The sequence below is a fragment of the Flavobacterium soyae genome, assembly GCF_045348165.1.
In the GTDB taxonomy this organism is placed as follows: Bacteria; Bacteroidota; Bacteroidia; order Flavobacteriales; family Flavobacteriaceae; genus Flavobacterium; species Flavobacterium soyae.
In genome coordinates, this window is sequence record NZ_CP150845.1 from 2,477,912 (window position 1) to 2,491,962 (window position 14,051).

Below are 14,051 nucleotides of genomic sequence, written 5' to 3' on the forward strand. Positions count from 1 at the left end.
ATGAAACTGAACAAAAAAAATAAACTGCTGGTAATTGGTTTTTTTATTGTGCTTTATATCTGCTATTCTTTTGCGATTTCTAATACAATAAATTATTATACTGAATATAAAGATAAAGAGCGGGAGATAGCTCAGGATAGTGATATGCCAAAACTCGTGGCTCAGATGGTTCAAAAAGAAAAGCAGCTGGATCAGATTTTGGATAATTACGATGTAAATATTTCAGAATCTTTCCAGAATGATTTATTAAAACAACTGACTTCTTACAGTGATAGTTACCATTTAAAGATCGTTGATTTTAAAGAGCCTCATATTATCTCGCAAAAAGGATTTACTGTTACTAGTTATACATTTTCTCTTGAAGGATCGTTTAATGGATGTCTGGCAGTACTTAACAAGGTAGAAAATAATCCCATGCTTGGAAATATTAAACATTTAAATTTCATTAAAAAGAGAAATTATAAAACAAATACAGACCAATTATTTGTAGAGGTTATTATGCAGAAAAATAAAGGAATTTAAATCTTAATTGTATTTAATACATCATAAAGATTTGCATTGTCACTTGTAACATTTGCAATGAATTTGATATTGATTTCGTATGCAAAAAGTAAAATAAGTTCTGTTATAAAAAAAATATAAGTAACGATAAAGATTTAATAATATAATAAAAATAAAAAAAAATGGAAAAATTATGTAAGCTCTTATTTATAGTAATTATTTTAAATTTTAATTCCCTAAAAGCACAAGGAATTATTACTTCTCCGGATAATAGTGTAAATGCAATTACTTCTTCTTCAAGTGTGATTCCTAAAACAGAATTAGGAGCGATGACATGGACTTCAACAAATGCTTATGGAGCTACGCCGCTTATTTATAGATCAAGACGATTTCCTGACAATGGAACAGGTGATTTTCCTTTTAATCAATATGGTGAATTAATGATTCAGGGGAATTCACATGATAATGGCAATAGTAGTTATAATAAAGGGATTAGTTTTTTAACTTGGGATGGTACAAGTCCATCACCACTAATAAGAATGAGAATTTCTCCAACTGGTAATATTGGAATTGGAATAAATGATCCTTCTGCCAGTCTTGAAATTAAAACTCCAGCTGTAACAGGGGCAGAAACATTATTAAAATTGAGTGTTAGTGATGCTGCCCAAGATTATATAAGAATTGCAAATGGTACGAGTGCCAATAATCAATTCGTTCCAAGTTTACAAGGGTACCGAACCAGTGATAACAGAGCATCACTTTATTTAACAGCTATTACTGAGCCTAATATTGATAGTGGTACAGATCCTCTTATGACATTTGATTCACGAACAACTGCAGCAGCTATAATTACAAGACCATTATTTGCTTGGGATTCATATGGTAATAGAAAAATGATATTAACAGCTAACGGCAGTTTAGGAATTGGTACTCTTACAACAGGTACACATAAGCTGGCTGTAGAAGGTTCAATTGGTGCAAGAGAAATAAAAGTTCAGGCAACTGGCTGGTCTGATTTTGTATTTAAAAAAGAATACAATTTGCCAACATTGGAACAGGTTGAAAAACATATCAATGAAAAAGGACATTTAGAAAATATCCCAAGTGAAGAGGAAGTTTTGAAAAACGGAATTAATCTGGGTGAAATGAATGCTAAGCTTTTGCAGAAAATTGAAGAATTGACTTTATATAGCATTGAGCAACAAAAAGAATTAAATGCTGTAAAAGCTAAATTAGAAAGAATTGAAAATTTACTTAACGAAAAACCAGAAAATAAATAATCCCAATAGATATGAAAAAAAGCCTTTTATTTATAATTGTATTGCTAATTGCGCAAAATATTTTTTCGCAAACAGGAGGAAGAAGATTTTTTAACAAAAGCTTTTATGTTAACAATGTAACTCTTTTAGAGTTAACAGATGATTTGGGGCAATCCTTAAATACAAACAATATCTATAAAGTCCAATTGGTAGTTACAGGAACAGGAACTAAAACTGGTGCTGAATATTTAGTATGGAATGATGTAACTACTGCTTCTTGGCAGATTAGGGCAGTTACTTTGTCTGGAAACTCTTCAAATCACCCTTTGCTTATTGTAGAGAATAATATAGTAAAAGTTTATACAAAACATACTAGTAAATATACCGTTTTGGCATTTGTTGAAGAAATAATTTCTAACGAAGACGATGTAGAGCCTTCAATTTTTGGGTCTTCTTTTCAGTGGCAGAGAGATGGATTATTTTTATCTTACGAAGGTAATGTTGGTATTGGTACAACGGCTCCAACAACTAACAAACTTGATGTTAAAGGTACGATTCATTCTCAAGAAGTAAAAGTTGATATGTTAGGCTGGTCTGATTTTGTATTTAAAAAAGAATACAATTTACCAACGTTGGAACAGGTTGAAAAACATATTGTAGAAAAAGGACATTTAGAAAACATCCCTAGCGAAGAAGAAGTTCTGAAAAATGGAATTAATCTGGGAGAAATGAACTCTAAGCTTTTGCAGAAGATAGAGGAATTAACCCTTTATGCTATTGAACAGCAAAAAAATACTGAAAAGTTAATGAAGATTATCGAAGAGCAGAATAAGAGGTTAGAAGTTCTTGAAAAAGGAAAATAAATGGAATATAGTAATATGACAGAAAGCCGCTTCTATAACGAAACGGCTTTTTTTGTTTAGACGGCTGGCATAGCTTTAAAATCAGAATTTACCTTCTGGCTGATAGTAGTTAAAAGTTCAAATTCATCCATTGGAAAAAGTTGATGTGCAACCTCTAAAATAAGACCGACATTAATTGATGAATTTTTATCTGTTTCTATAACTTTATGTGTCTCTTGATCAATTGCCAAAATGCATAATTTTAGCATATTAGTGATTACGCAGCCTAGTTCGTAATAATTTAGAAAATTGATTTCGGCAGTATAAATGTCTTTTTTATCACTATTAGGTTTTAATGTATTTAAAAATCCGGCTGTTAAATTTTTAAGATCTTCTAAGTTTTCTGTTTCTTTTTCCATAATCTTTGTTTGGCTTTTAATTTTTTTAGATTTCTTTTTGGCGGGTATTTATTAGAAGGATTTTTACTCTTTTACGGGATTTGAATTTTTAATTTGTACTTGTCCGAAAAATTGTATTTTTGTTTTATGTATGCAATTAAATAAGACTGCTTGACGTACAGAATCATTTTGATCTGTATCGTACAGAAATAAATATGTTTTTTACAGATTGCATTATTTTTTATCCCTAATTATTACCTTTGAATTATGAGCACATTAACGAAATCAAACCATATAGGGCGAAAAATAAGCCGTATTCGTGAATTAAGAGATATGAAGCAGGAAGCTTTGGCACAGGCTTTAGGAACTAACCAGCAGGCAGTTTCTGCTATGGAAAACAGTGAAACTATCGACGATGATAAACTTGCAGAAGTGGCAAAAGCTCTTGGCGTTACTGTGGAAGCAATTAAAAATTTTTCGGACGAGGCTGCTATTAATTATTTTAATAGTTTCAGTGATAATAGTATTAATCAGGGACCAATAGGAAATCAAAATATTTGTCACTTCAATCCGCTGGATAAATTATTAGAAGCTTTTGAGGAAAACAAAAAACTTTATGAGCGTTTGTTAGAAGCTGAGAAAGAGAAAAATGCTTATTTAGAGAAATTGTTAGAGAAGAAGTAAGTTTTTAAACAATAATATTGTAACAAAAAGCCACTCCGATATGAAGTGGCTTTTTTATTTTGATTATGCTCACGCCAGCAAGTGGTTGACATCCTCCAATTCATTAGGTTATTCAAACTCTTTTTAATCCTTTATTACAACATTAAAGCCAAAATTTTTTAAAATTTCAATAAAAATTTCAAAATAATCATCTAATCGAACATTTAAAGTTTTTTTCAAAATATTATGATTTAATAATTCAATTGTGTTCGTGTTTAAATTTTTGTCAATATTTGAAACTACCAATGAATCTTCTAAACCATCTAGTGTACTAGCAATATAAGTTTTATTTCCTAAAAGTTGTTCGGCTAAATTATTATATAAATCAAAAATTCCAGAAATAAAATTACCATCAATTACTATATGCTTATCATTTGGTATATACTGAGGAACTCCCGAATAACGTAATGCTGCTCTAGTATATAACAATTGGTTTTTTCGATATTTCAAAAAATCTTTATCCTGATCCCAAAAGAAATAAAGATCTATTAGATCCTGATTATATTCTTTAGCTGTTAAACTAGATTCGTCATAAAAATCAAAGTCTATAGTACATTCAATTTCTATATTGTTTGTGATTCCAAAATTTCTATTGTGCAAAGGAGTAATTTTTAAAAACGAAATGTCCTCAACTTCAAGGTTATTCCTTATCAATTTTGAAGAAATAATAAATGATTCGTCTTTTATTAAATTCCAGTTTTCTATGTTTTTTACATTATATAAATAAAGTAAATAGACTTCATTATTGTCATCATCATCATGATAATAATCAATAAAAACATAATCACATTTAGATTTTAATATTCCTTTATTAAAAATCTCTACTTTTAATTTATTATTCATTTTTTAAATTTTACCAACTAGATCCTGGGAAAAGATGTATAGTACCTGCTTCATAATGTTGCTCAGTATATCCCCAAATTACTTTCCCATTTTTTGTTAATTTAAGAACTCTCCATCTATCCCCAGCAGGAGATTCAGGTACATCATACTCTTCTGCGCCAGCCCATCTAGGATTTTCTCTCCCTTGATATATATTACGAGGCTGTAGGTTTCCTGATTCAGCTTGTGCTTTTGCTTTATTGAACGCTCTAGGAGGATTTTTATTACCTCCATTTCCTCCATTTCCAGAACTTCCGCTGCCTCTTCTAGCAAAGTAGTCCACTAATCCTCGTACCTCTCCACCAGTTGCATATGCTGAACCTAATGCAACAGTACTTCCATGAATGGCAACAGCACCAGCAGGAACAGTCAGAGTTCCAAAAGAAAAAACTTCTGCTCCAACAGCGACTATGTCTTCACCTACTCCTTGAACCATTGTTGTGATGTCGCCACCTAGTCTGCCAAACCTTTCTGCTGCTTCGTATTTAGTACCTGTAAATGCATGTGGAGCTTGTACTAAGCCAAATGTCATATTATTTGTAGCAATCGTTCCAAAATAATTAGCATTAAATACGGCCATTTGTTTTGTAAAATCATTAAAAATATCTTGCCAATCACTTTTAGATTTACCAAATACAACGACTTCGTTTAATTCGCTAGGGTCAGGACAGCAGTCTTCTGTAAATCCTCCATCAGGGTCTATAGAAGAGATCGGGTTATTTCCCATTCCTAAATATGGAGAAGCATATTGCCCATATGGGTCTGTAGACAACCATCTTCCAATTCTTCCGTCCCAAAGGCGGAGTTGAAAAGCTTCCATTCCTGTTTCTGTGTCAAGTTCTTGCCCTTGAAAAGCGTAGCGATAATTTAAAGAGTTACGTGATGGTAACAGCTCTCCGAAAGGGTAATAATCAGCAAATGATTTAATAGCTGGAAGACCACTCTCTTTTTCTATAACAGCTCTAACATTTCCTAGATGGTCTTTGATTTCATAACTAGAAATTCCGCTTGCTTTTTTATAAATTCCTAAACGGTTTAATCCATATATTGCTAATTCTACTTGTGTTATACTACCTCCATTTGGCAAACTATAAACAGCCATTGTATTGCCAGATAAGTCTAATTGGTAATAAGTAGTATTTTGTAATACAAAAGTTGTGGTGTTGTAACTTTCTTTTTTGATGCGCTGTCCTCTCTCATTGTAAAAGAACTTGACTATAGTGTTAGAACCTTTTTTAACTTCGGTTACTAATCCTTGTGTGTTGTAAAAGTAATATAAATTTTCAGAAACATTTTGTTTTAACTGCCCAACTGCATCATAAACATAATTTCCTGCTGATTGGTTTTCAATATCAGTTACATCTGCAGTTACAGCAGCACTTTCAGTTATACTATTTAATTGGTTAGTTCCTGTATTGGTATAGTTGTAAGTAAGTTTATCTACAATTGTACCTGCGTCATTTGTTCTTTGTAGAGTTTGGATATTTCCATTGGCATCATAAGTTAATCCGCCTTCTGCTAAACCAGTAATAGGGCTAATAACGGCTGTACTAGAATTTGTATTACCAAATGTAGCACCAGTTAACCAGTTGTTACGGTTATAGTTGTATAGATATCCTTTTTGATTTGCTGTGCTTCCAGAATAATCACCGGCTATTCCTTTATTTGCCCAACGAGCAGCTTTTATATTTCCGTTATAATCTGCTCCGGCAGTAGGAGAGGAAGTGATGTTTCTACTGGTTCGCAAATAATCACCATTATAGTAGTCAAGCGTTAATCCAAAGACATCGTTTGTATCTCCACCTGGGTCTTTAGAAGCCTCTAAACTAGGGTGGTTGATACTCTTAAGCTGCCCGCCAAGTGTATATACATAATCTAGTCCTTGTGCTCCCTGAGCAATGTTAACTCTTTTTAATTCGCCAGTTTTATAGTAACTATAATCAGCATGGGTTGTAAAAGTAGAATTATTGGTTGACGTTTCTACTTTTGTTAGTACGTTATTTGCATTATAAGTATATTGATGTACAAAAAGCTCAGCGGTTTTGTCTTTTTGAAATAAAACTTTTTTTATATTTCCTTTATAATCGTATTCATAATGGATAGTTTTGGCTCCAATCCCTTCATTGTATTGCACCAGCCATTCTACTCGATCATATGGATCATAACTGTACCAGGTAATTGCTGAAATTGTAGATCCTGGTTTGGTATAAGTAATGGCTACATTTCCGGATAGATTGTTTTGGGTATAATTTGTACTACTAATTCCTGCTGTTACTAATACCCCTGCTAAAGTTAGATTAGTGGGTGTGGTTGGCAATACTACAGATGTTGTATTATTTTCAGGATAATCATAAATTATAAATGATTGTTCAGAACGTGTTCCGGTTATTAGAGAAGTGTTATTAGAGTTTGCGGCAGCGGTAGCCCATATACCGCTACTACCTGTAATTACACCACTTTCTTTTGGTCTCCCTAAATCATCATAGTCGGTATAAGAAACGTTGGTATCTGCCTGAAGCGCAATTTGAGAATAACGTATTTGTTCATCATTTCGGTAAGCAAACTTACTAATACCTTCATCTGGACTAGATGATTCAATTAATTGACCTAATGTATTATACTTATAAGTTGATGCAAAATTTGTAGAAGTCATGTAGGCAGGACTTGCTACTACTGTTGTATTGCTTACGTAACCGTTTGGCTGTATTGATTTTACTAGTTGACCAGTTTTGTTGTATACGTTTACGGCATAATCATAGTAATTTACTCTATAAGTAATACCTAGTGAACCTGCATCGTATGTTGGCGCTCCAGAAGCAATATAAGTTTTGGGGTCTGATGTTGGAGTAGTTATGGCCTGTATCCTATAAGCATTTCCACCTGTTAAAGTTGTTGTTAGTGCTCCAGTTTTTAGATCGTAAATTTTATATAAAGATGATGATCCTATTAAAGCTATTTGGCCACTGGAAATACCAGTAGGTATATGTACATCTACAAAGCCTTGTGTACCAATAAGCGATACTACAGGGTAGGAGGCAGCCCCTCCTGAACGAGCAGAGGCCAATAGTTTTCCTTCTCCATCAGTAAAAGAGACATTTTCATTGCCGTTTGCATCAACACCTACAGACTTATAGAATTTAGTAATTACCTCTTCTTTTCCAGCAGTAATTGTTCCATCATAATAATCGGAACCATAAACATAATACATTTCCTGAGCAGCTGGAACAGTATAAGAATATCCTGTTCTCCATTCTCCATTTATTCTATTCCCGCCCACCACATTTATAACACTACCCGGGTTTAAGGAATCATAATTGGTTTGTGCAAAAGGATGAGTAGCAGTTGCCTGATATAATTCATCAGTATTAATGTCACTATAATAATTTGCCAGACTTGTTGCAGGGCTATTATCAGAAAGCGCTACTATAGATGCTTTAAAACTACTTCCGGAACTAGCCGTAACACTAAAGCCAGGTTTTAAAATGATGGCATTAGAATTAAAGTTAACAGTTAATCCTGTACTTATTGCAGATGAAGCAATAATTTCGTCAATCGCATTTATTGTTGTACTAGATGTAATAGGAGTTGCTATTGTTTGAGTTTTTGATATACTACTTGCATTTATTTCAGCTTGTGTTTTAAAAAAATTGGTTTTATCAAAATTACTCAAGGGAGAAGGAGCTATAAAGGATGTTTTATCTGGTCTCCCAAAATCATCGTAAATAGTTTCCGTACCCCATATTTTATTAGTAACATAATCTTTAGATAAACTAAGATCTGGTTTACTTAAATCATCAAAGTAAGATCGTGTCGATCCTACGGTTATGCCTTTTATATCATAAGTAACTTGATGAATCCAGTGATTGGTTTTGTCTGTAGTTGTATAAGAATAATTACCTGCAGGTTTTGTACATCCAACAATTGCATTTCCGTCTAAATCAGATAAAATTCCATCACCGTTAGTATCAATATTAATGTACCATTTTGTGGTAGGATTAATATTTGCGTTACTATCATCACAGTCCTCATTATTATCAACGTAATAAGCAGGCTGTGTACAGCTAGTCATTGGGTTACTGGCACTGCCATAACCATCTTTATCACCATCATAATACCAAATACTGGTAGTTGAAGAGACACTATCATCACAATCATTTCCATTAGTGACATATTGCCCTGGAGGTTTTGTACAAGCCAACTGATAATCTGTAGGGTCTCCTAATCCGTCATTATCACCATCAAAATACCAACGAATAGGATCAGGACAGTCACCGGGCTCGATAATCATCTGTGTAGCAGTTTCCTGTTTTTGTGTAACTTGGCTATATGTATTATTGTAACATAGTAACAAAAGTGTTAAGCACAATATTTGATATATATTCTTCTTCATATTAATTAAAATATCGATTATTATACACATTCGTTTTTACAACCTTAAACCCACCAGTTGCAATACCGTTTGCTGAGTCATCAAGAATTTCGGTGGATGTTTTAATTAACCTGCCTCCAGCATCATATTCAAACTTAGTAGCCAGGCCATTATTGCCAATTATATAGGTAAGTTCACCCCATTCGTTATACACATAACCAGCTATAGAAGAATATACAGGACGAATCATCAGATCATCAAAATACACTTTTGTAGTATCAAATGATGTAACATAGATACTATAATTTCCGGCTGTAACATTATTGATATAGCCTACTTTTAAAACCCAATTTCCAGCTGTATATGTTTCAGTGAAATTTTCGATTGCTCCATTGTTTATAATTCGGGCTTTCGAAGCGTTTGTCTTTTCTACCCAAACAGAGATTTTATATTTGCCTGTTCTGTGCTGAGGTATTCCATTAATAAGCGTACCGCTTAATAAAACACCAAAAGATGATGTATTTGTAGCTTCTATTGAACGTTTTCCCGTATGAAAATATGCGGTGCTTCTTTTAGCATTAATCATTTGTAATCCCGATTCGAGCCAATTTGTTGCCGGAATATTTATGTCTTCTACACCAGTTATATTTTCAGCACCGGCATAAAACATTTCTCCATATCCAGCATTACCAGTAGCAATAACTTTAGATTCATTGTCTCCCATTTTGGTAGATGTAAAATTTCCATTAATGTCCTTTATTTGTAAAGCTGCTGAATAATGATCATATAAGGTTATTTCTGAAACTTGTTTCCATTTTGAATTTGCTGGCTGTGGTAATCCAACTCCCCAGACAAAACCATCATCACCGTCATTGCTGCTATTATAAGATTCAAAAATACCGTTGTTATCTTTAACTCCATTCCAAATATAAGTCCTATGTTTTCTCCAGACTTTCTCTTTTGCGCCCATTGCTGGTGTCGAAATACCAGTAATATCTCGATACTCCCAAATGTTGCTCCAAGTAGTTATACCCACCCCTGTTTCTTTCCAAGGTTTAATTGGGTCATTCTTGTCAAAAATATAAGAATAATTAGCAGCAATTTGAGCTAACATATTTTTGTTATTGATGTTATCAACCTTCGATCCCATTTCAGCATATTTTAAATACGCTGGAACAACTTTTGTTTTGATAGATTGGCCATCACTTGAAAACGATTTGGTTTCTTTGGCTATTCCAGATATTAAATCATAATCTAAAAATTCAGTGGTATAATTATATCCATTTTTTTGCTCTGTAGATGATTTTAGAATGCTTGGATATTTGATTCGTGTTGATGAATTTACAATCCATTTATCTTTCACTGCAGCTGAATTTGTTGTATAATCTACAGTTTTATAGGTTTGATAGGATTCCTGAGTAACACCAATATTATCAGAATTGTCAATCATTCCATAATAAGAATTACTAATTTTGTTTAATTGCTGTCCCTGTTTATTCAAAGTAACTACTTCTTGTAATTGACCAATTGATGCCAAATTATCTTTAACAATAAACGTACTGATACTAACTTCCTTATCAGTAGAATTTACAAATTTGGGTTGCACGGTCTCGATTATTTCATAAAAATCACCATATTTAATTTTGTTAGGATCCTTACTCTTCATAATATTAAATTTATATCGAGTTTTCCCTTGGGATTCAACACCTTCTTTATGAGAACTCATCGTTATATATTCGTACATAACTCTTGGCGCGGGTAATTCAGAACTGTATGGTAATTCTTTTGCAATGTTTTGAGAATAAGGTATATAGCTAACGTATCCTATGCCGTCTTCATTTTGGCCATACTTATAATCAGTAATATAGTTATTGATACCATCAGAAACTCTTAAATTCTTTACGCGTGGGCCTCCTCCTAAAAAAGGTAAATTATTTAATTTGAGACTTACAGTTATACCAGACCATATACCTCCGCCTCCACCTCCGGTACAGCCTACGCAACTTTGGGTCTCATCTACTATTGTGCCGTCAAATACAACTTGATATTTATTAGGACCTAAGACTGCTGAAATATGACCTGGTCCTTTGTAGGTGTAATTACGTATATTACCAGCTACTACATATTTGTAATAATTAATATTAACAGTTTGTCCTACAGCAATAGGATAATAGTTTTCACTTCCGACTTCAATAGTACTGGTTATAGGATTACTAGTTGAATTTATATTTTTATCTGCTGTGTAATAAAGACTATTTTCACTAGAAAAAGTCAATTCATTAGGTACCGAACTGATAAAATTATTTGACTCATATTCAATATTTATTGTACCTCCTTGTGGTGTAGTAATTTTATTTAAAGAGTAAGTTTCAGGGTTATTTAAAGGGTAACCCCAACCATCTTTTTTATCAATATTAAAACTGACGGTGCTATTTTTATAATCAAATTGATATGGAGGTAAGGTGCTCACTCCATTTTTACCTTTGAAATTAACATTCTTTAATGTTAATCGATTATCTCCGGGAACCAGACTATTGTCGTAATTAAAATCAATAACTTTGATTGATTTTGAAATAGCTTCTGTCCAATTATCATTGCTGTCCAATACATTATCGTATATGTTATATTTCGCATGGTCAATTTTCTGGTAATAATTATTAAGAATATCCGAACCCCGACCATCTTGTGAACCTGTAGAATAATCAATTGTAACATTTAAATTGTTGTCAACTCCGTATTTTTTATCTACATGATCATCAATATTTTTAAGTAATATTATTTTATCTAATTTTAGTTGCTTTTGTGAAGGAACTGTAAATCTATCGTAATAAGTTAAATCTGGTTGTCCAGATGTATGACCGCCATTTACAGATTTATATGTCCAATTTTCTGAAGCAGCATCAGTTCTTTCACTTTTAATAAACAATGCTGTATGTGTTCTTGTTTTTATTTTGTCGAGATAGTATAATTCTTTTCGACCTCTTATCCATGTTTTAGTTTCAGGATTTTCTTCATCTACAATATAATCTTTCTTGTAAGGTGCTTTCCATATGAAGGCATCTGTCCATTTGCCATATTCAAAACTTGTCCAATACCCTAAATCACCATCACCGGCAATTCCGTCTCCATTATCAACAAAATCTGGGCCCGTAATTGCGGTAAGTAACCAATGTGTTGCAAATGGTTGAAATTGTCTCTTTTCTAAGTAGGCTTGATTTTCTTCGGGCCTATTTTTTATTAATCCAAATGTGCGTGTTAAAATTTCATGATTATAAACAGGTAATGAGTAATGGTAAGTTTTTCCATCTAATGTAGTAATTTTAAAAGCACCTATTCCTTGTTTAGGCATGTTTCCTCTGTCTACGGATATATTACTAGCTTGTAAGTAACCTCTTTCTTTTAAATTACTGGAAAAATTTTTGATTTCATTATTTGTGAAATATTCAATAAATTTAGATGTTTTCCTTCTGTTTTTGGCATTAAAGTCAACACCGCTCTCATAGTGCTCAAATATATTTGAATTAGATGCTCTTGTGTTTAAAATTGCATTAGCAACGTTTGTGTTTCCAATATATGTACTTATTTCATTTTCGAAATAAAATTCAGGTTTAGTTTCAAATTTAGCCTGTTCAGGAACAGGTAGAGAAGCAATGTCACTTGCAAAATATTTCATTTTTACGCCATTATCATTTTCTCTATCAGATAATCCAAACAATGCTCCATTTTCGAATATTGTGGAACTCATATTTCCAGACAATCCTTGTGCACTTACATTGTAACCGTCATAATTAGGAAATGTAGGATTATTTGCTGTAATATTTGAGTAAGGCGAAAAACTGTTTTGATCTGTTGGTAATTCATTAATGTCAAAAAATAAAGAGTGATACGGAGTAAAGCTATTACTATTAGAATCTTGAGTAACCACATAAGTTGGATTTGTTGATCGAAGATTATTATAAAAAACTGTAGATTCTTCTTCTGTTTCAAAAAACTCTTGTCCTTGTACTGTATAATAGCAATTTGCCGTTTGCATTCCGCCGCCGCAACGTAAACTATTTGGTGCATACCAACTAACCCCAAATTTTCTTGTATGATAATTTAATGGACCAGAAACAGCATTAATTTCTTTTTTATTTAACCAATACTGATATTTTTGTTTTCCAAAACTTAAACTAAAAACTCCAATAGGGGTGGGCACAACTATAGGAATAATATTTTCTGTATGCCTGGTACTGTAATCACCCATTTTTGCAGTACTATTAAAAGAATTATTAATTCCTATTCCTGAAACTTGCATTGTACTTCGTTTTCCAGATGCATTTGAAGACAATGAGACACCTAAATTAGCAATTTTATAACCTGCAGAAATTCCGCCTGACTGGTTTACACCAACAGAGAGACCTGCACCATTAGAGGTATATCCTGCAGAAATTGATGCACCATTGTTACTGTCCGCATTTATTCCAACACTTAAACCTCCTGCATATTGTGCATTTACACCAAATCCAACACCTTCTGTACCCGCAGTTACGGATGCACCAACGCTAGCACCTGCTCCTACGCCTACACCATATCCTACACTAACATAACCTCCCAAAGCTTGATTACTTCCCCAGTTAAATCCAACACCTACTGTTACGCCATAAGAATAATTTAGTGATATACTGTTAACTGATTCTTGTGAACCAGAATCAAAATAGGATTCAACTATTTTAGAACCATTATAATCATCAGGATAACCATTAACATTTCGTTCTATTGCTCCAGGATTAACATTCCATCCTAAACCTGTCCATGAAGCTTCCTGATCAAGTGCTATACCAGCATGATATGATAAAGATAAGGGATAACCACCTTCAGGGCTAGGTACATTCAAAAGAGGTAAAACATAACTATACTGTCCGGTAATTAAATTAACCATATCGGTTGCATCAACTGGCTCAAAACTTGCAGCTTCAGGGGATTTGGGCCCATTATTAGAAGCAAATAAATTATTAGGTAATAATGTTGGAAAAAATATCAACAAGAAAAAAGTAGCAATTATGCGATGGCGCTTGTGGTATTTGGTCATTGTTTG

Annotated in this window: 8 protein-coding genes; 4 read left to right on the forward strand and 4 right to left on the reverse strand. The window is 33.0% G+C overall.

All coding sequences use genetic code 11. The features are described from left to right. From AABD74_RS10615 to AABD74_RS10625, 3 genes are all read left to right on the forward strand, one after another. A complete protein-coding gene (locus tag AABD74_RS10615; protein ID WP_406845503.1) occupies positions 1 to 522 on the forward strand; it encodes a hypothetical protein in 522 nt (173 codons plus the stop codon). A gap of 161 nt (positions 523 to 683) precedes the next feature. Continuing rightward, positions 684 to 1,781, forward strand: a complete 1,098-nt coding sequence (locus tag AABD74_RS10620) for a hypothetical protein (protein WP_406845504.1) — start codon at positions 684 to 686, stop codon at positions 1,779 to 1,781. A gap of 11 nt (positions 1,782 to 1,792) precedes the next feature. Continuing rightward, positions 1,793 to 2,623, forward strand: coding sequence for a hypothetical protein (locus AABD74_RS10625; RefSeq protein ID WP_406845505.1), 831 nt, complete (start codon positions 1,793 to 1,795; stop codon positions 2,621 to 2,623). A gap of 56 nt (positions 2,624 to 2,679) precedes the next feature. Here AABD74_RS10625 and AABD74_RS10630 read toward each other — a convergent pair whose 3' ends face one another. Beyond that, positions 2,680 to 3,021: a hypothetical protein gene (locus tag AABD74_RS10630; protein WP_406845506.1), complete on the reverse strand. Its 342-nt coding sequence runs from the start codon at positions 3,019 to 3,021 to the stop codon at positions 2,680 to 2,682. A gap of 246 nt (positions 3,022 to 3,267) precedes the next feature. On the opposite strand from AABD74_RS10630, the gene AABD74_RS10635 reads away from it, so the two are divergent. Further along, the gene (locus AABD74_RS10635; RefSeq protein ID WP_406845507.1) at positions 3,268 to 3,684 is read left to right on the forward strand and encodes a helix-turn-helix domain-containing protein; all 417 of its coding nucleotides are present in this window, start codon (positions 3,268 to 3,270) and stop codon (positions 3,682 to 3,684) included. 123 nt (positions 3,685 to 3,807) lie between these two features. On the opposite strand, the gene AABD74_RS10640 is transcribed toward AABD74_RS10635, so the two are convergent. The 3 genes from AABD74_RS10640 to AABD74_RS10650 all read right to left on the reverse strand — a co-directional run bounded on the left by AABD74_RS10640 (position 3,808) and on the right by AABD74_RS10650 (position 14,045). Then, positions 3,808 to 4,566: a hypothetical protein gene (locus tag AABD74_RS10640; RefSeq protein WP_406845508.1), complete on the reverse strand. Its 759-nt coding sequence runs from the start codon at positions 4,564 to 4,566 to the stop codon at positions 3,808 to 3,810. A gap of 10 nt (positions 4,567 to 4,576) precedes the next feature. Further along, positions 4,577 to 8,893 carry an RHS repeat domain-containing protein gene (locus tag AABD74_RS10645; protein ID WP_406845509.1) on the reverse strand — a complete coding sequence of 1,439 codons (4,317 nt, stop codon included), beginning with the start codon at positions 8,891 to 8,893 and terminating at the stop codon, positions 4,577 to 4,579. A 103-nt stretch (positions 8,894 to 8,996) separates the two neighbouring features. Further along, the gene (locus tag AABD74_RS10650; protein ID WP_406845510.1) at positions 8,997 to 14,045 is read right to left on the reverse strand and encodes a hypothetical protein; all 5,049 of its coding nucleotides are present in this window, start codon (positions 14,043 to 14,045) and stop codon (positions 8,997 to 8,999) included. Between the last annotated feature and the right edge of the window lie 6 nt (positions 14,046 to 14,051).